Source organism: Massilia sp. YIM B02443, from assembly GCF_030411955.1.
Taxonomy (GTDB): Bacteria; Pseudomonadota; Gammaproteobacteria; order Burkholderiales; family Burkholderiaceae_D; genus Telluria.
In genome coordinates, this window is the sequence record NZ_JASNRA010000003.1 from 196,976 (window position 1) to 220,012 (window position 23,037).

Genomic DNA, 23,037 nt, shown 5'->3' on the forward strand with positions numbered 1-23,037 from the left:
GGCGATGCAGTAGCACAGCTTGACGCGGCGCAGGTGCTGGCAGTAAGCAACTCTAATAAGTGCAACTTGCAGATGAATCTATATGTCTGATCAAAGCGGTGTTGAGGACGCGGTAGCAACAGTCGATATCCTCGTCAACGATGCCATCGCCGCGTTACGCTTGGCTCTCGCCAGCAGTAACCAGCAGGGCCTGGCAATCTTGGTCGACCCAGCAATGGGCGACCCCATTCTAGAACTGTATCGCGCGCACGGCCTTCCAGTGAGAAGGCTGGCGGTACCATATGGTGACGTGGCTGACGAAGTCAAACCTTATATTGTGCTGGTGGCAGATGAGCAAACCCATGAGCGGTTCGTTAATGAAACCGTTTCAGTGGCTGTGCGAGAAAGTATCATCGCCCGAGACAAATGGCCTGCGGCACGGTCGGTAAGTGCTTGGCTCATCATGGATGAGCAAGAGGCCAGAACTTTAATACACGAGTTCAGATCACGCGCAACGCTGCGCGATCCAGTGCAGAGAAACCGATGCCATCTCTTGCGCTTCTGGGATCCGCGCGTCATGCCCCAGCTTGCCCGCCTGGTCGGGCAGCCGGCTTGGACCTCATGGATGAATGTCACGATGACGTGGTTGTCGGTCGATGCTTGGGGGCGGATGAATACGCACCGTTTTATAAAAAGCGCAGACAGTACGCATGTCAGCACATCGACCCGTACAGTCTCAGTTGATGCGCTGGCGCGCATCGCAGAGGTCAATCAATGCATGACGCTCAGCGGTAGACTTAATCGCAGTGCCGATGAACAGCTGTTCGAACATTTTAATCGCCTCTTGATCCGTGCAGAAGAATTAGGATGTAGCCGAAACGTCGACCGTGTGACCTATGCTGTAGTCGCCGATTCCATGCAACTGCCACTCGAAACCCATCCGCGCATTACCGCGATGTTAGCGCAGACCAAATGCGACGAAGAGTCCTTTGCCGATCTACTGTCCGTTCTTGAATCCGAAGATTGGAATCGAATTCGCGACGATCTCACACGTACTGCAGACTCCAGGCCCTTATCAATTCTTAAGCAGGCATCTTCATGAATCAAGCGATTCTCGTCAACAAAGTACGTGCGTCTTCAACGCAAGCAACAGGCAGCGACTGCCGGGCCTGCCCGACCATGGGCCTGCCAATCTTGCCAGTCCGGTATGCAGTGGTTCCTAAATCCTTAACAGGCTTCGAACTACCTTCAACGTGCGCTAATCCGCTTGTGTCCCCTGAAGATAAAGGAAAAGTGACTATCGAAAGCAGTAAGTATGCGCTACGAACGTTACGCCCCGGATTTCTTTATATTACTTACGAACACCCTTCGAGTGGCGCGCGGATCTGGCAGTGTTTCATGATTTCACCAAGCGGATCGCTGCGTGAAATTCCCTTGGCGTCGAAAGGAGTCATCCTTCCGGAAGACCCCAAACCGATTTGTGAGCGTGTAGGACACAATATCAATTCCAGCTTCATAGCGCTAAAAAACCCAGAAAAAATCCACAAGGCTTATATCGGGTATAGCGAGCATTTTTGGTCTCGCAAAGCGTTTGAAAAATATAAGAATAGCTTCCGTAATAGGTTAATTGAATTTAGCCCATCTTCCTGGATAAGCCGTTTAGTCCAAGACAACGCAATACCTATATCTCAGTTGGAGAAAAATGTTGTTGAATATTCGCCAAAAAATATTGAAAAATTTTTGAAAACTGGGGCATTTGATCATCATAGTAGAAGCGGTCAAGCTACAGCGCTTCAAGCGAGGATGGAGAAAATCAATCCAGGTAAAGGGATGGTGCTGGCTATTCCTGATCCGATTGGGTGTATTTGTGATCTTAATTCTTATCGAATGCACATGGTGGATGCGCGCCAGAAATATATAGCTAGGGAGGACGTATCTTGGAAACTTTCGTGCGCTATTCAAATTGAGGGACTGCGAAGCGGGGCTGCGGCGCAGGTTAAAGAATCATTAAAAAATGCAAAGCCAAAGTACGTCGGAAATGCTTTAATAGGAGGTCGGGTCCGCACAATTACTAAGGAAGATCAGATAAAAAATTTGACTGAAGAAGCTTGGAAAAAACTCGCTGAACATTATGATGAAGAGGCTCGAGTAAACTTTATCGAGAAATTCAAAAATGATTGCGCTAAATTTGACGACGATATTTTTAAGCTAGATACAGACTATGTTAATTGGAAGAAAAGTCGCAGTTTAGCGCTTGTGATTCAAGACTTTGATCGAACTCCTGGATCTTCTTGCATAGAAGCATCTAAGACTCTTTGCCGAGTTCTGGACGGAGGCCCTGTTTCTGCTGTAAGTACCAATTCGTGGAAAGAGATGCTGATGCTAGAGGCGAGTAATTTAGAAAATTACGCGATCTCAGCGATCATGTTAAACCAAGAGGAATGGTTAAAGAAATTTGAAAATACAGATGCGAAAAACTTGGTAAGTAATATTTGGGGTGATAATAGTGGAAAAATCTATGATTTTTCAAAGAACTTTGTAGAGGCTAAGGAATTTGAAAATCCCAATAAGCGGGTCAACGATGAGATAAGCAATTTATCTGGATTGCTGGCAAAGGGTATCGCGAATGTTATTGGGGCGATCGCAAGTGTGATAAGTTCCACGACGAAAAAAACAGGCAGAGCTGTCGATGCTGGCGCATTGAAAACAATATCAGCACTCGAGAGTCTACAAATAAAGTTAGGGGCTGCGTATAGTTATTTGTACTCGGGGTCTAACTTCGTGGTATTTTCGGTGGAGCTCACTGTAAATGAGTGGCACCGCATCATGTCAGAAAGCTTGCGGAAATCTATGGAAATGATTTCACGTCAAGCTACTAAGGGTTTTGCAGCAATGGCAGTAGCTGCCAGGGTAAGCCTACCCGCTGACAGCGTAGTTGCATCGAAATTGATCTCGTTCACGTTTTGGATGAGTGGCAGCGTAGACCAAATCACGAAAACGCTTAATTTTGTTGGCAACGCGGCTAGCGGCGGCGTGGCAGCGACAACAAAGGCAGCTGCGAAAGGAGCGGTCGTAATAGCGGGAGGAACCGCAAAAGCTTCCGTTTCAAGTGCAGGATCAGTTGCTGGTAGTGCTGCTGGAGGGGTGCGGAAACTTCGTATATTGGCACATGCACTTCCAGCAGAAATCGCGGCGAGGCTTCCGACCAATATTTCAGCGACGACCGCTGGCCAACTTGCCGCTAAAGTGTCGCGCAACAGTCTTACAATATTGGGTGCTGCTGATGCAAAACTCGCCGCGCCAGCGCTAGGCTTTCAAATATGGGCTCTCTGGAAAGCATCTAATGATATAAACGGCGCCGTAGGATACAAATATGACGATGCTCAATGGACGGTTGCATCGAGCATTCTCGGATTCGCAGGAGCTTCTTTTGATTTGTTTGGCAAGAGCTGGAAGGCATTGAGTTATTCAGCAACAGGTGCAGTGAGCGTACGAGTAGAACGGCTAATCCGACATGCAGGATTCGTGAGTGCGGGCGCTTCTGTCGTGGACTGCTTTCAAGCAATAATGAGAATGAATGTAATGATGAAGCGCGGAGACAATGATGCAGCTGCATATCAATCTCTATTGGCAGTGACAGCGGTAGCGGCTGGGGGCGCTAGCCTTGCGATGGCCTTCGGTTATACAGCACTTCTTGGGCCAGTTGGTATATTGCTAGCGTGTATCGTTGCAGGTATTGCATTGACGATCTTGGCTGCCAATGCTCAGGACCTGGCGATCGAGATTTGGCTGGACCGATGTAAGTTCGGTTATGCCAGACGTATCGAGGGGAAGTTTGCTACAAAGAGGCATGAGGCTGACTCTTTGGAGCTGGTTTATAGAAATATTAATATTGAACTGGAATGGCTTGATAAGCCATTTACCTCATTGCGCACGAATGAGATTTCCGTTTGCATCAAGCGTAGCAAGCAAGCAAGCGATGGGTTAATTATCGGGCTGGTAATCGAAGGTCGTGCGGGACGGAGAAAAGTTATATATCTACATAATGGCTTGGGAAAAATAGAGGACCATTGTAAGGTTGGCTGGCCTGTGACATTTTCAAAGATGGAAGTTGCTCGTCAACTTGAAGGAGGCGAGTTCGAGGCGAGAATAAAAAACGGCGAGCGTAAGATAAAAGATATGAACGAAGGGGAGCAAATTACGATTTCTTGGGAGGAGAAAGTGGAGTTGAATCCTGAAAAATTTGATAGAGCTAAGCTAATGGTTAGATACTTTCCTGATAAAAATGATGGAACACATTTTTTTGACGAAGAACTGTTGGTAGCTGATGATAGCTCATCAATTAAAAGAATAAATAGTGGAAAATAAAATGAAAAATGGTCCGCAAGGTGCAGTCCATAATTTTGGCGGCACAAAAATTTTTTCAGACACGCGACTAGATGATTTTCTGGCGTCTCACCGCGAAACTAATAAGTGGATGATATTGCCCGGGGCCGACTCTAAGGCCTTGGAGCCTCCAAATGGTGGTGTGATTAAAACTTTGCCACCTCCGGAAGTAAGCGTGGTGCCTCAATCATTGCCGCCTATGCATTTGGATGTGCGAGAAATTAATCAAAAATTTCTCGAGTTAACTTCAGGGCTAGCGTCGAGTAAATGGATAGCCATAGCTGGATCAATATTGTTTGGTCCGATTGTGCTATGTTTCCCGATCTTTGCGATCTGGCAAATTTTTTGGGGCGCAGATAACGAACAGCTTTTCGGGCTTAGAATCCTTTTGTTGCTGATTTCGTTATTTACAGTGGCCTTTTTTATGGGGATTTTTTCCATTGCTTTTCTTGCGCCGGAAGATGAGCCAATACGGTTCTGCAAGGCCAATCAAAAGGTCTACCGTTACGAGGCCCGTCACAGGAAGTGGTTGGGAATAAAGCTGTATACTTTTACCGGTAGTCGAATCACCGTGTACGATTGGGCTACGTGCAGGGGCGAGGTTGTCAGAAAAATTGTTGGATCGACCAATTCTGCACGTTATGAATGCTTTTTAGAACTGGCGATTATTGATCCACTCTCACAGTGCGTAGTTGAGCGTTTTAGAGTTGGTGATCGGGATGTGTACAGTGATTTCTCAGGACGTGTTTTGCTATGGGAAACGATCCGAAGGTATATGGCTGAAGGTGCCGATAGCGTACCTCCAACTACTTTGAAAACCAATCGCGGAAAATTTCTAGATTGTGTCGATGAGTTTAACCCATTTTCAATGCCCACCAGATCTAGTTCGGGGTTACAACGTTTCGCCGCCTACCTATTTGGAGCTTTGATATGGTTGAGTAGTGTTTTCGTCTGGCTCGCTGTGCTCTCTCGGTGGATCGAAATAAGGACTGCCAGAAAAGTTCATTGGGGTGAGTTGGAAAGAAGCGTATTCAATATTGATCCATCGGACTCTTCGGTCAATATAATGAACGGCGCGATAAGGGAATTGCCCGATGGCTGGCATAGCGAGCTTGAGAGGCGTAAGCGGGCAGCGTGCTGGTGGGGTATATCTATCATTTGTCAACTAATAATAATCTGGTGGATTATCTTTGGGCCTTCTTCGTTTTAAGGAAAGGTTAGGCGCCTTTTGTTGCTTATCTGCCGGGTAGTGCATCTCGTCGGCTTAGCCGAACTTGGTACTTTTGAGCTGTCAGCACACAGGCGCATCGATCTGCGGCGATATGTTTCCCATATCCGCGACCCAATTTCGCGACTTACTTGGCCGTGCGGACCGAAGCATCGTTGTATATCACCTGTCGAATGTGCTTAACCCTGAAGCTGGTACACGGTATCTAATAGTAGGTAGAAGCGACCAACCGGCCGCGCCCTTGCCCTCGCACCCACTGTGATGAAACGCCCGCTGTTGATACTGCTGCTGATTGTAATACCGCTCCAGTCCGTCTGGGCCGCGTGCGCGGTCTGTTTCAGCCACGGCGAAGCGACGCTGCATCCGGGCCACCACGTTCACAAGCCCCCGCCATCGAGCAGCCAGGATTGACGACGGCGCGACGCAACCTTGCGACGAATGCGAGGCCTGTCATCACCTGTCGTCAAGCTGCCCGAGCTGTACTCGATGTACAGCGCATACAGTATGAAGCGGATGTACGAGTCGAATTCTGTTGCAGGCGGGGGCGATATTTTGTTTTGATTTTGCGAGATTGTGAGTAGGTAAGTCGAAATCGGGTAAATAATGCTGCTGTATTGGTTTTCTACGCTTGTTTGTTAATAATGGGTGGTGCGCGATGTCGAAAAATGAGTCTAAAAAAATTAATTCTATTCATCATTTCAATCCGCGGGAGAGAGCCTCGAAAAACCCCATTAGCTTGGATTTGATAAAAAGCGTATTTTGTGATGCCATTGAGTATCGCGGTATCCCTTTGGGAACGCGTGGGATGGCTAGTACTATGGGGTTGCTGTGCCTTAGTGCGGCGATATGGGCAGCTTATATGATATTGTCGACGACTAATCCTGAAAATTTCTTCATTCATATATTCGACCTGACAGCTGTAGTAGCATTTAGTTCTTTCGGGGTTTTCACTTTTCTAAAGATGATTAGGCTCGAGTTATTCCAGCCGGAAGATGCTCCCATTATATTTGATCGAAAACATCGGAAAATATATCGAATCGGTAGCGAGATTGCACCTGGGTGGATGGGGCTTTTGAAGCATTGGCCTATGAAATTTGCTGAATATTCATGGGACCTTGTAGACGCTGAACACCATGCACAACTCAATGTCAATACGGCCGCCGCTAGTCGTATCCATGAACTGCTTTTTTTAGTTCGTAAGAGCCAAACGGACTCTTCTGTTGTAGATGCGTTTTCAGTAGGCAATAGCCTTGTTCTGGGAGAGGTTACAGTCGCGCCAGTTTGGGAGCATATTCGGAGTTTTATGGAAGAAAATGGACCGCAACTTCCTTTAGGGGAAACACTGCGTCAGCATCATAAGCCAAAAAATTATGTAGAGAGTGTCGCACGCGCGGTGAATCTATATATCGGATTTTGGAAAGAATACCGGTTTCTTGCAATAACTTTGACTCTTCTTTTTCCAATAACGCTCCCCGGCGCTGTGTTGATAACGATATTTTCCTGGTTGTCGTACAAAACAGCAATTCCGGTCCAATGGCCGCAGCACGTACTGGATGCTATCGGCCTTCCAATGGACGATCAGTCGGAAGCTGATCAATCAATCAGGTTACATTGTCGGTAAACATTCGCCCTGTCGGAGAGTGCGAAGTGAACGATTAGACCGGCGTCCCAGTGTCAGAAGGGGCATTCAACGGCCTGGCTGTGCAGCGAATGTTGGATGTGCTTGACCCTGTAGCTGGTACAAGGTATCTAATGGCAGGTAGAAGCGGCCAACCGGCCGCGCCTTTGCCGTCGCGCCCACTGTGATGAAACGCTTGCTGTTGCTACTGCTGTTGATCGTGATGCCGCTCCAGTCCGTCTGGGCCGCGGGCGCGGTCTATTGCAGCCACGACGAAGCGACGCCGCATCCGGGTCACCACGTCCATAAGCACCCACCGTCGAGCAGCCAGGACGATGACGGCCCGGCCCAGCCGTGCGACGACTGCGACGCCTGCCATCACCTGTCGGCCAGCGCCATCCCGTCTGCCCAGCCAAACCTGCCGCTTCCCAAGGTGTCCGCCCACATGCGCGGCGACCTGCGGCGCTACGTCTCCCACATCCCCGACCTGATTCCTCCGCCTGACCGAGCGTCCCGCGCCTGACAGGGCGGGACATCTCACGGAAACAGCGCGCCCGTCGAGGACGACGCTACACCGCCGCGCACCATCCCGCCGAATTTCCACCGATTCGGAGCAACATCATGAAACCATTATTCGCACTGCCGGTGCTGTGTCTGGCCGTGCTCGCTATGCCGCGCATAACCTACGCGCAGGCGCCGGTCACGCTGGCGGCGGCGATCGAACGCGCGCTGCACGCCAATCCCACCCTGCGTGCCGGCCTCAACGAAGCTGCGGCACAGGAAGGAACTTTAGACCAGGCGGGCGCCTTGCCCAACCCGGAACTGTCGCTGCTGCGCGAAGGCCAGGACCGCGCCACGCGCACGTCGACCGTCACCCTCGGCATTCCCATCGAACTGGGCGGCAAGCGCGCGGCCCGCATCGACGCCGCGACGCAGGAGCGCCAGCTGGCGCTGATCGAAGCCGACGCCCTGCGCGTGCAGCTGCGCGCCGACACCGTCGCCGCCTTTTACGACCTGCATGCCGCCGCCGAGCGCTTGCGCATGGCGGGCGAGATGGCGGCGCTGGCGGCCAGCGCCACCCATGCCGCCGCGCGCCGGGTCAAAGCCGGCAAGGTCTCGCCGGTCGACGAGACCCGCGCCCGCGTGGCCGAGGCCAATGCCCGCATCGACGCGCTGCACGCCGCGCGCGACCTGGAGACGGCGCGGGTGCGGCTGGCCGTGCTGTGGGGCGGCGATGGCGCCGGGCTGGAGATCGCGGCGCCGGCGACAACGGCATTGCCCGAGACGCCATCGCTCGAGCGGCTGCTGGCGCGGCTCGACGACGCCCCGGCCATGCGCCTGGCGCGCGCCCGGGTAGCCCAGCGCAGCGCCCTGGCGCGGGTCGAGCAGGCACGCCGCACGCCGGACGTGAACCTGATCGTCGGCGCCCGCCGCGAAGGTCCGGAGCAGCGCAACCAGGCGGTGCTTGGCCTCTCGGTGCCGCTGCCGCTGTTCGACCGCAACCACGGCGCGGTGCTGACCGCGCTGCGCCGGGTCGACCGCGCGCGCGACGAGCAGGAGGCGGAAAGCCTGCGCCTGCGCACTGCGTTGACGGAGGCCCACGCGCGCTTGAGCACCGCCCGCGCCGAAGCGCAACTGATCGACGCCGAGATCCTGCCCGGCGCGCGCAGCGCCGCCCGGGCCGCGCAGCGCGGTTTCGAAGCCGGCAAGTTCGGCTTCCTCGACGTGCTCGACGCCCAGCGCACGCTGTTCCAGTCGCAGACCCAATATCTGAATGCGGTGGCGCAATGCCACCGCGCCGCCGCCGACATCGCCCGCCTGAGCGGCGCGTCGGTCGACCAGGAGAATCCATGAACAAGCAACAAGCCAAGATCATCGCCGTCATGCTGGCGCTGGCCCTCGTCCTCGCCGCCGTCGTGCTGCTGCGCGATCGCGGCAGCGCCGAACAAGACAGCCACGGCGAGCACGCCGAAGAGCAGCACGGCGAGGCCGACGCCGGCCGCGACGGCGACCACGCGAACAAAGCCCACGACGACGGCGTGATCCGCTTCAGCGACGCCCAGGTGAGCACCGCCGGCATCACGCTGGCGACCGCAGGCCCGCGCCACCTCGACACCTTCATCCGCATGCCGGGCCAGATCATGCTGAACCAGGACCGCACCGCCCACGTCACGCCGCGCGCGTCCGGCGCGGTGGAATCGGCCCCGGCCAGCCTGGGGCAGCGCGTGAAGAGGGGCCAGGTGCTGGCCACCATCGCCAGCGCCGACGTGGCATCCCAGCGTGGCGCCTTGCTGGCCGCCGAACGGCGTCTGGCCACCGCGCGCAGCGTGCACGCTTCAGAAAAAATGCTGTACGAAGAAAAGGTCTCGGCGCGCCAGGACCTGATCCGCGCCGAGCAGGAGTTGCGCGAAGCCGAGATCGCGGTGCAGGCCGCGCGCCAGCAGCTACAGGCACTGGGCGCCGGTGGAGCAAGTGAGGCATCCAACCGCCTGCAGATCCGCGCCCCATTCGACGGCGTGATCGTCGAAAAGCACATCGCGCTGGGCGAAGTGGTCGGCGCCGATACCCGCGTGTTCACGGTCAGCGACCTGTCCACGGTATGGGCCGACGTCGTGGTGCCTGCGCGCGACCTCGACATCGTGCGCGAAGGTACGGGCGCCGTGATCCGCTCGATCGCCGCCGGCACGACGGCACCTGGCAAGGTCAGCTTCGTCAGCTCGCTGATCGGCGAAGAATCGCGCTCGGCCACCGCGCGCGTGGTGCTGGACAATCCCGGCGCCGCCTGGCGTCCCGGCCTGGCCGTGAACGTCGACATCGTCACGGGTTCGAGCGATGTGCCGGTGGCCATCGACCGCGCCGCGCTGCAGACGGTCGAAGGACGCCAGGTGGTATACCGCCGGGTAGATAACGGTTTCGTCGCCCAGCCAGTTGCCACCGGCCGCTCGGACGGACGCCACATCGAAATCACCTCGGGCCTGCAGGCCGGCCAGCAAGTTGCGGCCGCCGGCAGCTTCGCCGTCAAGGCGGAGCAGGGCAAGGGCGAAGCCAGCCACGATCATTGAGGACCACGCCCATGTTCAACCGAATCATCCAGACCGCCATCGCCCAGCGCTGGCTGGTGATGCTGGCCACGCTGGCGATGGCGATCATCGGCGTCTACAACTACGGCCGCCTGCCGATCGACGCGGTGCCCGACGTGACCAACGTCCAGGTCCAGATCAACACCGCCGCTCCCGGCTACTCGCCGCTCGAGACCGAGCAGCGCATCACCTACCAGGTCGAATCGGTATTGGCCGGACTGCCGCAGCTCGAGTCGTTCCGCTCGCTGTCGCGCTACGGCCTGTCGCAGGTGACGGTGGTGTTCAAGGAGGGCACCGACATCCACTTCGCGCGCCAGCTGGTCAGCCAGAAGCTGCAGGACGCGCGCGAAGGCTTGCCCGAGGGCGTGGTGCCGGCGCTCGGCCCCATCGCCACCGGCCTGAGCGAAATCTACCAGTGGACGGTGGAAAGCGAACCGGGCGCGAAGAAGCCGGACGGCTCGCCCTACACCCCGACCGACCTGCGCGAAATCCAGGACTGGATCATCAAGCCCCAGCTGCGCACCGTGCCCGGCGTCACCGAGATCAATTCGATCGGCGGCTTCGACAAGGAATACCTGGTCGCGCCCAGCACCGCCGCGCTGTCCTCGTACGGCCTGGAGCTGGCCGACGTGGTGCGCGCCCTGGAGCGCAACAACAGCAACGTCGGCGCCGGCTACATCGAGCGCGAGGGCGAGCAGTACCTGGTGCGCGCGCCGGGGCAGGCGGCGTCGATGGACGACATCGGCAACATCGTGGTCACCAGCATCCGCGGTATCCCGGTGCGGGTGCGCGACGTGGCCGAAGTCTCGGTCGGACGCGAGCTGCGCACCGGCGCCGCCACTGAGAACGGGCAGGAGGTAGTGCTCGGCACCGTGTTCATGCTGATCGGCGAGAACAGCCGCGCGGTCTCGAAGGCGGTCGACGCGCGCATGCTCGAGATCAACCGCAGCCTGCCGCCCGGGATCAAGGCGGTCACGGTGTACGACCGCACGGTACTGGTCGAACGCGCGATCGCTACCGTGCGCAAGAACCTTGTCGAAGGCGCGATCCTGGTGGTGGCGGTGCTGTTCCTGTTCCTCGGGAACATCCGCGCCGCGATCCTGACCGCGCTGGTGATTCCGCTGGCGATGCTGTTCACCTTCAGCGGCATGGTCGGCAACCGCGTCAGCGCCAACCTGCTCAGCCTGGGGGCGCTGGACTTCGGCATCATCGTCGACGGCGCGGTGGTGATCGTCGAGAACTGCGTGCGCCGCCTCGCCGCCGCGCAAACAAGGCTCGGGCGTGTCCTGAGCCGCGAGGAACGCTTTGCTGAAGTGTTCGCGGCGGCCGGCGAGGCGAGAAGGCCGCTGGTCTACGGCCAGCTGATCATCATGATCGTCTACCTGCCGATCTTCGCGCTCACCGGCATCGAAGGCAAGATGTTCCACCCGATGGCCTTTACCGTGGTGTTCGCGCTGCTGGGCGCGATGATCCTGTCGCTTACTTTCGTGCCGGCCGCCGTGGCCCTGTTCATCGGCCGCTCGGTGCAGGAAAAGGAAAGCCGCATCATGCACGGCGCGCGGCGCTGGTATGAACCGTGCCTGACGTATGCGCTGGCGAATCGCCCGGTGATGCTGGCCTTCGCCGCGCTGGTGATCGCGCTCGCGGCCCTGATGGCCACCCGCCTGGGCCTGGAGTTCGCGCCCAACCTGGACGAAGGCGACATCGCCGTGATGACGGTGCGCATACCCGGCACCAGCCTGAGTCAGTCGGTCAAGATGCAGCAGCAGATCGAAGCGACGCTGCTACGAAAGCACCCCGAGATCGCGCGCGTGTTCGCCCGCATCGGCACCGCGGAGATTGCGTCCGACCCGATGCCGCCGAATGTCGCCGACGGCATCGTCATGCTCAAGCCCGAAAAGGACTGGCCGCGCCCGCGCAAGACGCGCGCCGAACTGGTGGCGGCGATGCGCGCCACGCTCGACGCCTTGCCCGGCCAGAGCTATGAATTCAGCCAGCCGATCCAGCTGCGCGTGAACGAGCTGGTGTCGGGCGTGCGCAGCGACGTCGCGGTCAAGGTGTTCGGCGACGACCAGGCCGTGCTGGACGCCAGCGCGCAGCGGGTGGCCGCCGCGCTGCGCCGCATCGACGGCGCCAGCGAAGTGCAGGTCGAGCAGACCAGCGGCCTGCCGATGCTGCAGATCCGGGTCGATCGCGAGCGCGCCGCGCGCATGGGACTGAACATCGGCGACGTCCAGGAAGCGATCGCCACCGCCACCGCCGGGCGCGTGGCCGGCACCCTGTTCGAAGGCGACCGTCGCTTCGACGTGACCGTGCGCCTGCCGGAATCGCAGCGCGCCGACATCGACGCGCTGCGCCGGCTGCCGGTGGCGCTGCCCGGCCAAACAGCAGGGCAGGCGCGCAGCTTCATCACGCTGGGCGAGATCGCCGCCTTCGAGGTCGCGCCCGGCCCCAACCAGTTCAGCCGCGAGCAGGGCAAGCGGCGGGTGGTGGTCAGCGCCAACGTGCGCGGACGCGACATCGGCTCGTTCGTGGACGAAGCACGGGAGCGGGTGGCGCAGGACGTGGCGCTCACGCCCGGCTATTGGCTGGGCTGGGGCGGCCAGTTCGAGCATTTGACGACCGCCGCCGAGCGCCTGCGCCTGATCGTGCCGGCTTCGCTGCTATTGGTTTTTGCTCTCCTGTACCTGGTGTTCAACAGCCTGCGCGACGGCTTGCTGGTGTTTTCCGGGATTCCCTTCGCGCTGGCCGGCGGGGTGGCGGCGCTGTGGCTGCGCGGCATACCCCTGTCGATCTCGGCGGCGGTCGGCTTCATCGCCCTCAGCGGCGTCGCCGTGCTCAACGGCCTGGTGCTGGTGTCGTTCATCCGCAACCTGGTCGAGGGCGGCATGGCGCTGCCGCAGGCGGTGCGCGAAGGGGCGCTGGCGCGCCTGCGGCCGGTCCTGATGACGGCGCTGGTGGCCTCGCTCGGTTTCGTGCCGATGGCGCTGGCGACAGGCACCGGGGCCGAGGTGCAGCGGCCGCTGGCGACGGTGGTCATCGGCGGCATCTGTTCGTCCACGGTGCTGACCTTGCTGCTGCTGCCGGTGCTGGTCGAGTGGCTGCACGGCAGCCGGCGCAGGGCGCTCGCCGAGGAAGCCGCCGCGCCCGGCTTGTCATAGTGGCATCGCGGTGTGGGCGTTCGCCAACGACAGCGTTGGCGTTCGCTTGCGCACCGAACTAAAATGCTGGATGTTGGCAGAATAAACGCCCGGAGCGCCGCATCGTGCTTTCCCGCCGCCCCTCCCTCAGCAGTTTCATGTAATTTTAACCATAAGGGCCGGAAAAACCGGCGCCATCTTCGCAGCGTTTACTTCCATGCCCCGTTCTTCTTCGAACTCGCTCCACGATCTTTCTTCTGATCAACGTTACCGTCTCTTGGTCGACCATGCTTTCGAACATGCGCTCGTCGTCACCGATGAAAAAGGGGTGATCGTGGAGTGGTCGGTGGGTGCGGAACGGCTGCTCGGCTGGGACGCGCAGGAGACAATCGGCCAGCCGATCGCCATGATCTTCACCCCCGAAGACCGCGAGGCCAACGCGCCGCAGGAAGAACTGTTCAATGCGCTGGCGCTGGGCCGTTCGTCCGACGTGCGCTGGCACCTGCGCAAGGACGGCACCAGCGTATTCTGCGACGGCATCGTCAACAAGCTGCTCGACCCGCACGGCAGGCACCTGCTGGGCTACGGCAAGGTGCTGCGCGAAGCCTATTCGAGCAGGAAATACCTGCCCGAACAGCACGCGCACGTGGGCGGCGAACAGCGCTCGTTCCTGGCGGCGGTGCTGGAGAGTGTGGAAAGCGGGGTGGTCGCCTGCGACCGCCAGGGCAAGCTGACCTTCTTCAACGAGGCGGCCCAGGAAATCCATGGCCTCGAAGCCGAACCGCTGTCGTCGGCGCACTGGTCGAGCCATTACCACTTGTACCGCCCGGACGGCAAGACCCTGCTGCCGGTCGAGGAAATCCCGCTGCAGCGCGCGCTGCGCGGCGAGCGGGTGGAGGCGGCCCGGATCGTGGTGCGCACGCCGGCCGGCCGGCAGCGCGATATCGAGGTCAATGGCCGCGCCCTGCGCGACGGCGCCGGCAATATCCTGGGCGCCGTGATCTCGATGCACGACGTCAGCGCGCGGCGCCAAGTGCAGGCGGCGCGCGACGAAACCACGCGCGTGCAGACCCTGCGCGACGAGGGCCTGGCCGCGCACGAACAGCTGCGCAAGGCCGAAGAGCAACTGCGGGTGGCGACCGAGGCCGCGCGCCTGGGTATCTGGACCTGGCAGGTGGCTCACGGCAGCGGCACCTGGGAAAACGAGCGCATGTACGACATCTTCGGCGTGCCGCCCGAGCAGCCGGCGCTCGACCCGTTGCGCCTGATCGCCGAGTACCTGCATCCGGACGACGCCGAGGCGTTTCGCCAGTCCACGCGCGTCACGGTCGAGGAGCGCGGCCGCTTCAGCTTTGTCGGCCGCATCCAGCCGCGCGACCGGCAGCCCATGCGCTGGATCGAACTGACCGGCGAACTGGCCCCGCGCCTGTACGGCGACACCGACGTCATCATCGGCACCGCCGCCGACATCACCGAGCGCAAGGAAATCGAGCAGACGCTGGAAGACGCGCGCCTGCGCCTGAACGCCACCCTGTCGGCCGGCGAAGTCGGCACCTGGATCTGGGACATCCGGCAAGACCGCATCCGCGGCGACGGCAACCTGGCCGACCTGTTCGGCGTGGCGCCCGAAGCGGTGGCCGAGGCCACGCTGGCGGTGTACCTGGGCGCGGTCCATCCCGACCACCTGAACGAGGTGCTGCGCCAGATCCGCCACAGCGTCGATACCGGCGAACCCTACTTCGCCACCTACCGCATCCGCCATCCGGAAGAGGGCTACCGCTGGGTCAGCGCGCGCGGGCGCGTCGAAAGGGACGAAGAGGGCAACCCGGCGCTGCTGGCCGGCGTGATCCTGAACATCACCGAGCAGAAACAGGCGCAGGAAGCGCTGGAACAGGCCGAGGAACGCTACCGCACCCTGATCACCTCGATGGACGAGGCGTTCTCGATCGTCCAGGTGCTGCTCGACGCCGACGGCCGTCCGGCCGACTACCGCTTCGAGCAGGTCAACCGGGCGTTCGAGGAGCAATCGGGCCTGGTCGACGCCGCCGGCAAGACCATCCGCGAGATGGTACCCGGCATCGAAGCGCGCTGGATCGAGATCTACGGCGCCGTGGCGCTCAAGCGCGAACCGGTGCGCTTCACCGAGCATTCGGCCGCCATGGGCTACTGGTGGGACGTGTACGCGACCCCGATCGGCAAGCCCGAAGAGCGCCGCATCGCGATCCTGTTCACCGACATCACGGCGCGCCGCGCGGCCGAGGAAGCGCTGCGCCAGACCGCCGCCGACCTGTCCGAAACCAACCGCCGCAAGACCGAGTTCCTGGCCACGCTGGCGCACGAGCTGCGCAATCCATTGGCGCCGATGCGCACCGGCCTCGACCTGCTGCGCCTGGGCACGAAGGAAGGGCAGGGCGGCCCGGGCAACACGCGCGTGATGGACATGATGGACCGCCAGCTGCGCCAGATGGTGCACCTGATCGACGACCTGATGGACGTCTCGCGCATCAGCAGCGGCAAGATCGTGCTCAAGCGCGAGCGGATCGACCTCGGGCAGGCGATCGCCAACGCGGTCGAGACGGCGCTGCCGGCGGCAGAGGCGGCGCGCCATGCGCTGACGGTCGACCTGGCCGATGGCGGCCTCGAAGTCGAGGCCGACGCCACGCGCCTGGCCCAGGTGCTGAGCAACCTGCTCACCAATGCCGTCAAGTACACCCCGCCCGGCGGACGCATCCGGGTCTCGGTGCGCCGCGACGGCGACGCGGCGAGCGTCGCCGTCAGCGACAGCGGCATGGGCATTCCGCGCGAGGAGCAGGCGCGCGTGTTCGACATGTTCAGCCAGGTCTCGCGCAATATGGGACGCGCCCAGGGCGGTCTCGGCATCGGCCTGTCGCTGGTGCGCAGCCTGGTCGAAATGCATGGCGGCAGCATCGCAGTCAGGAGCGCGGGCGCCGGCCAGGGTTCCACCTTCACCGTCACGCTGCCGCTGGCGAGCGCAGCGGGCGCGCAATCCACGCCCGCCTCCGGCGTGGCGCCGGATGGCGGCGCGCGTCATGCGGCCCTGCGCATCGTGGTGGCCGACGACAACGTCGACGCGGCGCTGATGCTGGGCAGCCTGCTGGAGGCCGCCGGCCACCACGCCGAAACCGTGCACGACGGGGTGCAGGCGCTGCACCGGATCGACGCCATCCATCCCGACGTCGCCATCCTCGACATCGGCATGCCGGGCCTGAACGGCTACGAAGTGGCGCAGCAGGTCCGGGCCACGCCAGGGCGGCGCGACACGATCCTGATCGCGCTCACCGGCTGGGGCGGTGAACTCGACCGCAGCCGCTCCGGCGCCGCCGGATTCGACGCCCACCTGACCAAGCCGGCGGGGCTCGATGAACTGGATCGACTGATCGCCGGCATCGTCGCGCAACGGGCGGCGCGCCAGCGCTGACCTGTGTTCCGTGCGCTGCATTTAACAATTTCCGGTAAATATGCCTTTTCGGCAACAGACGTGCCCATTGCAGAGGGCGGGAAATGGTATAGTCCAATGTCGTACCGGATAGCGCCGGCATTCCCCGATTTAAGCCGCGATCTTGACTGGCGGCCCCCTATCATTTCAAGGAAATAAAAAGATGAGCATGAAGGATTACGCGAGCGCGATCAGCGAAGTGATTCAGCAGAACGAAGCCGCAATCGGTTCCGAGTGGATCGCCCAGCTCGAAGCGCTGATGGTGCGCAGCACCAGCGCGTCGCGTGAACAGCTGCGCTCGCACTGCCAGCAGTTCCTGAAGGCGTTCGCCGCCGCCACCCGTTCCGGCGAACTGGGCAATATCGAGCACCGCGCCTGGGACGAGGTGCGCGACCTGCTGGCCGAGATTTCGTCCAGCCGCGCCAAGAGCGGCTCGACCCCGAGCGAGACCGCGACCTTCGTGTTTTCGCTCAAGCAGCCGCTGTTCGCCCAGCTGCAGCAATCCTTCGTCGCCGATCCGGCGGCCCTGGCCGCCGCCTCGTGGACCATCACCACGCTGCTCGACCGCCTGGGCCTGTACACCATCGAGGTGTTCCAGAAGACCAAGGACCAGATCATCGTGCGCCAGCAGCAGGAGTTGCTCGAGCTGTCGACGCCCGTGGTCAAGCTGTGGAACGGCATCCTGGCGCTGCCGCTGATCGGCACCCTGGATTCGGCGCGCACCCAGGTGGTGATGGAAAACATCCTGCAGAAGATCGTCGACACCGGCGCCATGATCGCCATCATCGACATCACCGGCGTGCCGACCGTCGACACCCTGGTGGCGCAGCACCTGATGAAGACCATCGCCGCCGCGCGCCTGATGGGCGCCGACTGCATCATCTCGGGCATCCGCCCGCAGATCGCGCAGACCATCGTGCACCTGGGCGTGAACCTGGAAGACGTGATCACCAAGGCCACCCTGGCCGACGCCTTCCTAGTGGCGCTCGAGCGCACCGGCGCCTCGATCACGATCAAGCACGCGTAAGGGCCGGCATGGAACGCATCCCGATTCTGCGCATGGGCGACCTGCTGCTGGTGACGATCCAGGTGGACATGCACGACCGCCTCGCCATGCAGCTGCAGGACGACCTGACCCAGCGCATCGTCGCCGACGGCGCCAAGGGCGTCCTGATCGACATCTCGGCGCTCGACCTGGTCGACTCCTTCATCGGCCGCATGATCAGCAACACCGCCGCCATGGCGCGCGTGCTCGACGCCCGCACCGTGGTGGTCGGCATGCAGCCGGCGGTGGCGATAACGCTGGTCGAACTGGGCCTGACCCTGCACGGCGTCAAGACCGCGCTCAACGTCGAGAAGGGCATGGCCCTGCTCGGAAAGCGCTGGCAGTGATGGTCGGCGAACATAGCGACGCAGTCCTGTTCGACACCGCGCTGCTGGACCGCAACCGCCAGCACCGCACGGGGCGCGTGACGCTGCCGCTGCGCAGCGACGAAGACGTGGTCAACGTGCGCAAGCAGGTGCGCGAGCGCGCAGTGGCGATCGCCCTGTCGCTGGTCGACCAGACCAAGCTGGTGACCGCGGCCAGCGAACTGGCGCGCAACACCATCAAGTACGGCGGCGGCGGCGAGGTCTACCTCGATGACCTCGACGACGGCGTGCGCAAGGGCGTCGGCCTGCTGTTCGTCGACGCCGGCCAGGGTATCCCCGACATCGGCAGGGCGCTGCAGGACGGTTACACCACCGGCGGCGGCCTGGGCCTGGGCCTGAGCGGCTCCAAGCGCCTGGTCGACGAATTCGACATCGACAGCCGTCCGCAGGAGGGCACCGCGGTGCTGATCGTCAAATGGAAGCGCTGATCAGTTCCCAGACCCCGCAGCTGGTGTTTGCGGTGAACCACGCCAGCGACGTCGCCGCGGTGCGCCGCGCCGGCCAGAAGCTGGCCGACGCGCTCGGCTTCGACGAAACCCGCGCCGGCAAGCTGGCCCTGATCATCACCGAGGCCGCCACCAACATCCTCAAGCATGCGCAAGAGGGCGAGATCCACGTCGGCCCGGCGCAGTCGGCGGCCGGCGTCGGCATCGACGTGCTGGCGCTGGACAAGGGCCCCGGCATCGCCGACCTGGCCGGCAGCCTGGTGGACGGCGTCTCGACCGCCGGCACCGCCGGCACCGGCCTGGGCGCGCTGGCGCGCCTGTCGGACGAATTCGACGCGTATTCGGAAGGCGGCAACGGCGCCGCGTTCTTCATGCGCCTGTGGCGCGACGTGCCGGCCCCGCATCCGTGCGGGGTCGAGATCGGCGCGCTGTGGACTCCGATCGCGGGCGAGGACGTGTGCGGCGACGGCTGGGCAGTGCTGTGCGGCGCCGGCGGCGCCACCGTGCTGGCCTCGGACGGCCTCGGTCACGGTCCCGACGCGGCGCGCGCCAGCAATGCGGCGATCGACGCGCTGGCGCGCAGCCATCCGGCCACCGCCGGCGAGGCCATGCAGGCCGTGCACGAGGCGCTGCGCGCCACCCGCGGCGCGGCGCTGGCGGTCGCGCGCATCGATTACGAGGCCGACGAATTGCGCTTCGCCGGCGTCGGCAACATCGCCGGGGTGGCGATCGACGACGCGCGCCGCGCGCTGGTGTCGCACAACGGCATCGTCGGCCACAATATGCGCAAGGTGCAGGAGTTCGCGCTGCCGTTCGGGCCCGGCGCGCTGTGCATCCTGTGCTCGGACGGGATCCAGACCCAGTGGGACCTGAACAAGTATCCCGGCCTGCAGGGACGCAGCCCGGCCCTGATTGCGGCGGTGCTGATGCGCGACTTCATCCGCCGCCGCGACGACGCGATGGTGCTGGTGGTGCGCCGATTGAACGGAGCAGGATGAACCCGCAGCGCATTCTCGGCGTGGCCCTCGACAGCGACCAGGACGTGGTGCTGGTGCGCCAGCGCGCGCGCCAGATCTCGGCGCTGCTCGGCTTTTCGCAGCAGGACCAGGTGCGGATCGGCACCGCGGTGTCCGAAGTGGCGCGCGGCGCCAGCCGGCCCGGGATGGGCGGGCGCGCCGTGTTCCAGCTGCGCGAGCAGGACGGCCGCCAGCATCTCGAGATCCTGGTCAGCGCTGCCGGCCGCGCCGGCATCACGGCCGGCCAGCAGGACGCCGAATCGCTGCGCGAGCTGGCGATCGTCACCGCGCACCGCCTGATGGATGCCTGCGAAGTCGATCCGGGCGAAGCCGGCGCCACCACCGTCACGGTGCGCAAGGCGCTGCCGCGCCACGAGCACATTACCCCGGCCCGGATGGCCGAGATCGGCGCGCGCCTGGCCGACAGCCCGGTCTCCAATCCCGTGCACGAGCTGCAGCTGCAGAACCAGGAATTGCTGGCCACGCTGGCCGAGCTGCGCGAGCGCCAGGACGACCTGCTGTCGCTCACGCGCGAGCTGGAAGACACCAACCGCGGCATCGTCGCGCTGTACGCCGAGATCGAGGACAAGGCCGAACGCCTGCGCCGCGCCGACGAGATGAAATCGCGCTTCCTGTCGAACACCAGCCACGAACTGCGCACCCCGCTGTCGTCGATCCGCGCGCTGTCGCAGCTGCTGCTGCAGCGCCTGGACGGCGAACTGACCGAGGAACAGGAGCGCCAGGTGCGCTTCATCGATACCGCCGCCAGCGAACTGTCGGAACTGGTCAACGACCTGCTCGACCTGGCCAAGATCGAGGCCGGGCGCGTCAGCGTGCAGAGCGATCCGGTGGTGGTGGACAACCTGTTCCGCGCGCTGAAGGGCATGATGCGTCCGCTGGTGGACGAGTCGCGCGTGGAACTGGTATTCGAGCCGTCCGGCATCGAGCTGCCGTTCATGTCCGACGAAGGCAAGATCTCGCAGATCCTGCGCAACTTCATATCGAACGCCCTCAAATTCACCGAGCAGGGATCGGTGCTGGTGTTCGCGGCCCACGATCCGGAAGCCGACACGGTCGCCTTCGCGGTGGCCGACACCGGCATCGGCATCGAGCCCGACGACCTGCAGCTGATCTTCGAAGAATTCGGCCAGGTCGAGCATCCGCTGCAGCGCCGCGCCAAGGGCACCGGCCTCGGGCTGCCGCTGTGCCGCAAGCTGGCCGACCTGCTCGGCGGCCGGGTCGACGTTTCCAGCACCCCCGGCGTCGGCTCGACCTTCACGCTGACCCTGCCGCGCACGCCACCCGCCAGGCGGAATGGCGCCGACCAAGACGGAACCGCATCATGAACCCACATTCGACCCAGATCCTCAACGTCGACGACAACGACGGCGCGCGCTACGCCAAGACCCGCATCCTGCAAAGCGCCGGCTTCACGGTGATCGAAGCGGCCAACGGCACCGACGCCCTCGAGATCGTCAAGCGCGTGCAGCCGGCGCTGGTGCTGCTCGACGTCAAGCTGCCCGACATCAACGGCATCGAGGTATGCCGCCGCATCAAGGCCGATTCCAGCAGCAGCAGCGTGCTGGTGCTGCAGACCTCGGCCGCGCTGACCGGGCGCGCCGACAAGATCCGCGGCCTGGAAGGCGGCGCCGACAACTACCTGGCGGCGCCGATCGAAGCCGACGAGCTGATCGCCAACGTGAATGCGCTGCTGCGCATGCGCCAGACCCAGGTCGACCTGCGCGACAGCGAGGAACGGTTTCGCCAGCTAACCGACAATATCGACGACGTGTTCTGGATGTTCTCGCTGCCGGGGCGCGAACTGGTGTACGTCAGCCCCGAATACAGCGCAGTGTGGGGCGGCAGCGACGAGTCGCTCGGCCAGCAGCCGGGCGGCTGGCTCGCTGCCGTGCATCCGGACGACCAGGCCCGGATGGCCCGGCGCTGGGAGCGCGTGGCCGACGAGCCGCATTATGACGAAGAGTTCCGCATCAACGCCGCCGACGGCCAGGTGCGCTGGGTGCGCGACCGCCTGTTCCCCGTGCGCGATGCGCGCGGCAATGTCTATCGGGTCGCGCGCGTGACCAGCGACATCACGGCGCGCAAGGAAATGGAAGCGCTGCTGCGCGCCGCCGACAGCAACAAGAACCAGTTCCTGGCGACGCTGGCGCACGAGCTGCGCAATCCCCTGAGCCCGATCCGCAACGCCGCCGCGCTGCTGGGCGCGACCGGCGAGGGCGCGGCCGAACTGCAGGCGCGCGCGCGCGACGTCATCACGCGCCAGGTCGACCACCTGGCGCACCTGGTCGACGACCTGCTCGACGTGGCGCGCATCTCGGAAGGCAAGATCGTGCTGCGCAACGAAGAGGTCGACCTCAAGGGCGTGGTGGCGCAGGCGATCGAGACCGCCGCGCCCCTGATCACGGCGCGCGGCCATCGCCTGGAAGTGGTGCAGCCGGCGCAGCGCATCTGCGTGCTGGGCGACCCGGTGCGCCTGGCGCAGTCGATTGGCAACCTGCTGCACAACGCCGCCAAGTTCACGCCCACCGGCGGCGAGATCGTGCTGAGCGTGGCGATGGATCATGGCGACGGCGGCCGGGTGCGGATCTCGGTGCGCGACAACGGCATCGGCATCGACGCGGCCAACCTGCCGCGCATCTTCGCCATGTTCGCCCAGGTCGGCGCGCCGCCGGATCGCGCGCCGGAAGGGCTGGGCATCGGCCTGTCGCTGGTGTCGCACCTGATCGAGCTGCATGGCGGCCACCTGTCGGCGGCCAGCCCGGGCATCGGCCTGGGCAGCACTTTCACGCTCGACCTGCCGCTGCTGCATGCTGGCGCCGACGCCGACGCGGCGGCGCCCGCGCAGGCGCCGCAGGAGCAGCCGTCGTCGGGCGGCATGCGGGTGCTGCTGGTGGACGACAACGTCGACGCGATGGAGATGATGGGCTTCCTGCTGGCCGAGATGGGCTACGAGGCGCGCACCACGGCCGACGCCAGCGAGATCGAGGCGATCGCGGCGAGCCACAAGCCGCAGGTGATCGTGCTCGATATCGGATTGCCGGGCGTCGATGGCTACGAAGTGGCGCGCCGCCTGAAGGCCAATCCGCAGCTGGCGCACATCCGGCTGGTGGCGCACACGGGGTATGGCTCGCCCGAGGACCGCAAGCGCGCACACGAAGCCGGCTTCGATGCGCACCTGGTCAAGCCGGCGGAGTTGTCGGACCTCGAAAAAGCGCTGCGCGGGGACTGACAGTCT

General features: G+C 62.2%; 15 protein-coding genes. All 15 read left to right on the forward strand.

Translation table 11 applies throughout. The annotated features are described in order from the left end of the window. Positions 1-82: 82 nt before the first annotated feature. Positions 83-1,081 carry a DUF4123 domain-containing protein gene (locus QPK27_RS05215; RefSeq protein ID WP_290417144.1) on the forward strand — a complete coding sequence of 333 codons (999 nt, stop codon included), beginning with the start codon at positions 83-85 and terminating at the stop codon, positions 1,079-1,081. Beyond that, positions 1,078-4,347, forward strand: a complete 3,270-nt coding sequence (locus QPK27_RS05220; RefSeq protein WP_290417145.1) for a T6SS effector BTH_I2691 family protein — start codon at positions 1,078-1,080, stop codon at positions 4,345-4,347. The genes QPK27_RS05215 and QPK27_RS05220 overlap by 4 nt, the downstream gene beginning before the upstream one ends. Beyond that, the gene (locus QPK27_RS25435) at positions 4,337-5,575 is read left to right on the forward strand and encodes a DUF6708 domain-containing protein (RefSeq protein WP_290417146.1); all 1,239 of its coding nucleotides are present in this window, start codon (positions 4,337-4,339) and stop codon (positions 5,573-5,575) included. The genes QPK27_RS05220 and QPK27_RS25435 overlap by 11 nt, the downstream gene beginning before the upstream one ends. Positions 5,576-6,248: 673 nt before the next feature. Then, positions 6,249-7,214 (forward strand): DUF6708 domain-containing protein, encoded by a 966-nt coding sequence (locus tag QPK27_RS05230; protein ID WP_290417147.1) that lies wholly within the window; start codon positions 6,249-6,251, stop codon positions 7,212-7,214. A gap of 184 nt (positions 7,215-7,398) precedes the next feature. Continuing rightward, on the forward strand, positions 7,399-7,734 hold the full coding sequence (locus QPK27_RS05235) for a DUF2946 family protein (protein ID WP_290417148.1): 336 nt from the start codon (positions 7,399-7,401) through the stop codon (positions 7,732-7,734). Positions 7,735-7,832: 98 nt separating this feature from the next. Then, on the forward strand, positions 7,833-9,065 hold the full coding sequence (locus QPK27_RS05240) for a TolC family protein (RefSeq protein ID WP_290417149.1): 1,233 nt from the start codon (positions 7,833-7,835) through the stop codon (positions 9,063-9,065). Further along, entirely contained in the window at positions 9,062-10,273 is a 1,212-nt protein-coding gene (locus QPK27_RS05245; RefSeq protein ID WP_290417150.1) for an efflux RND transporter periplasmic adaptor subunit, read from the forward strand. The genes QPK27_RS05240 and QPK27_RS05245 overlap by 4 nt, the downstream gene beginning before the upstream one ends. Before the next feature lie 11 nt (positions 10,274-10,284). After that, a complete protein-coding gene (locus tag QPK27_RS05250; RefSeq protein WP_290417151.1) occupies positions 10,285-13,452 on the forward strand; it encodes an efflux RND transporter permease subunit in 3,168 nt (1,055 codons plus the stop codon). Between the two features lie 196 nt (positions 13,453-13,648). Beyond that, positions 13,649-16,870, forward strand: coding sequence for a PAS domain S-box protein (locus QPK27_RS05255; RefSeq protein WP_290417152.1), 3,222 nt, complete (start codon positions 13,649-13,651; stop codon positions 16,868-16,870). 181 nt (positions 16,871-17,051) lie between these two features. Next, positions 17,052-17,915 carry an STAS domain-containing protein gene (locus QPK27_RS05260; RefSeq protein ID WP_290417153.1) on the forward strand — a complete coding sequence of 288 codons (864 nt, stop codon included), beginning with the start codon at positions 17,052-17,054 and terminating at the stop codon, positions 17,913-17,915. 8 nt (positions 17,916-17,923) lie between these two features. After that, positions 17,924-18,280, forward strand: a complete 357-nt coding sequence (locus QPK27_RS05265; protein WP_290417154.1) for an STAS domain-containing protein — start codon at positions 17,924-17,926, stop codon at positions 18,278-18,280. Beyond that, a complete protein-coding gene (locus QPK27_RS05270) occupies positions 18,280-18,747 on the forward strand; it encodes an anti-sigma regulatory factor (protein WP_290417155.1) in 468 nt (155 codons plus the stop codon). The genes QPK27_RS05265 and QPK27_RS05270 overlap by 1 nt, the downstream gene beginning before the upstream one ends. Further along, positions 18,735-19,763, forward strand: coding sequence for an ATP-binding protein (locus QPK27_RS05275; RefSeq protein ID WP_290417156.1), 1,029 nt, complete (start codon positions 18,735-18,737; stop codon positions 19,761-19,763). The genes QPK27_RS05270 and QPK27_RS05275 overlap by 13 nt, the downstream gene beginning before the upstream one ends. After that, the gene (locus tag QPK27_RS05280; RefSeq protein ID WP_290417157.1) at positions 19,760-21,127 is read left to right on the forward strand and encodes a sensor histidine kinase; all 1,368 of its coding nucleotides are present in this window, start codon (positions 19,760-19,762) and stop codon (positions 21,125-21,127) included. Before QPK27_RS05275 ends, QPK27_RS05280 begins: the two co-directional genes overlap by 4 nt. Beyond that, positions 21,124-23,031, forward strand: coding sequence for a response regulator (locus tag QPK27_RS05285; RefSeq protein WP_290417158.1), 1,908 nt, complete (start codon positions 21,124-21,126; stop codon positions 23,029-23,031). The genes QPK27_RS05280 and QPK27_RS05285 overlap by 4 nt, the downstream gene beginning before the upstream one ends. Positions 23,032-23,037 lie beyond the last annotated feature (6 nt).

Bases quoted from the DNA above. Each gene is read 5' to 3' on its own strand.
- QPK27_RS05215 (WP_290417144.1), top strand. From the start codon at position 83: ATGTCTGATCAAAGCGGTGTTGAGGACGCGGTAGCAACAGTCGATATC.
- QPK27_RS05220 (WP_290417145.1), top strand. From the start codon at position 1,078: ATGAATCAAGCGATTCTCGTCAACAAAGTACGTGCGTCTTCAACGCAA.
- QPK27_RS05230 (WP_290417147.1), top strand. From the start codon at position 6,249: ATGTCGAAAAATGAGTCTAAAAAAATTAATTCTATTCATCATTTCAAT.
- QPK27_RS05235 (WP_290417148.1), top strand. From the start codon at position 7,399: ATGAAACGCTTGCTGTTGCTACTGCTGTTGATCGTGATGCCGCTCCAG.
- QPK27_RS05240 (WP_290417149.1), top strand. From the start codon at position 7,833: ATGAAACCATTATTCGCACTGCCGGTGCTGTGTCTGGCCGTGCTCGCT.
- QPK27_RS05245 (WP_290417150.1), top strand. From the start codon at position 9,062: ATGAACAAGCAACAAGCCAAGATCATCGCCGTCATGCTGGCGCTGGCC.
- QPK27_RS05250 (WP_290417151.1), top strand. From the start codon at position 10,285: ATGTTCAACCGAATCATCCAGACCGCCATCGCCCAGCGCTGGCTGGTG.
- QPK27_RS05255 (WP_290417152.1), top strand. From the start codon at position 13,649: ATGCCCCGTTCTTCTTCGAACTCGCTCCACGATCTTTCTTCTGATCAA.
- QPK27_RS05260 (WP_290417153.1), top strand. From the start codon at position 17,052: ATGAGCATGAAGGATTACGCGAGCGCGATCAGCGAAGTGATTCAGCAG.
- QPK27_RS05265 (WP_290417154.1), top strand. From the start codon at position 17,924: ATGGAACGCATCCCGATTCTGCGCATGGGCGACCTGCTGCTGGTGACG.
- QPK27_RS05270 (WP_290417155.1), top strand. From the start codon at position 18,280: ATGGTCGGCGAACATAGCGACGCAGTCCTGTTCGACACCGCGCTGCTG.
- QPK27_RS05275 (WP_290417156.1), top strand. From the start codon at position 18,735: ATGGAAGCGCTGATCAGTTCCCAGACCCCGCAGCTGGTGTTTGCGGTG.
- QPK27_RS05280 (WP_290417157.1), top strand. From the start codon at position 19,760: ATGAACCCGCAGCGCATTCTCGGCGTGGCCCTCGACAGCGACCAGGAC.
- QPK27_RS05285 (WP_290417158.1), top strand. From the start codon at position 21,124: ATGAACCCACATTCGACCCAGATCCTCAACGTCGACGACAACGACGGC.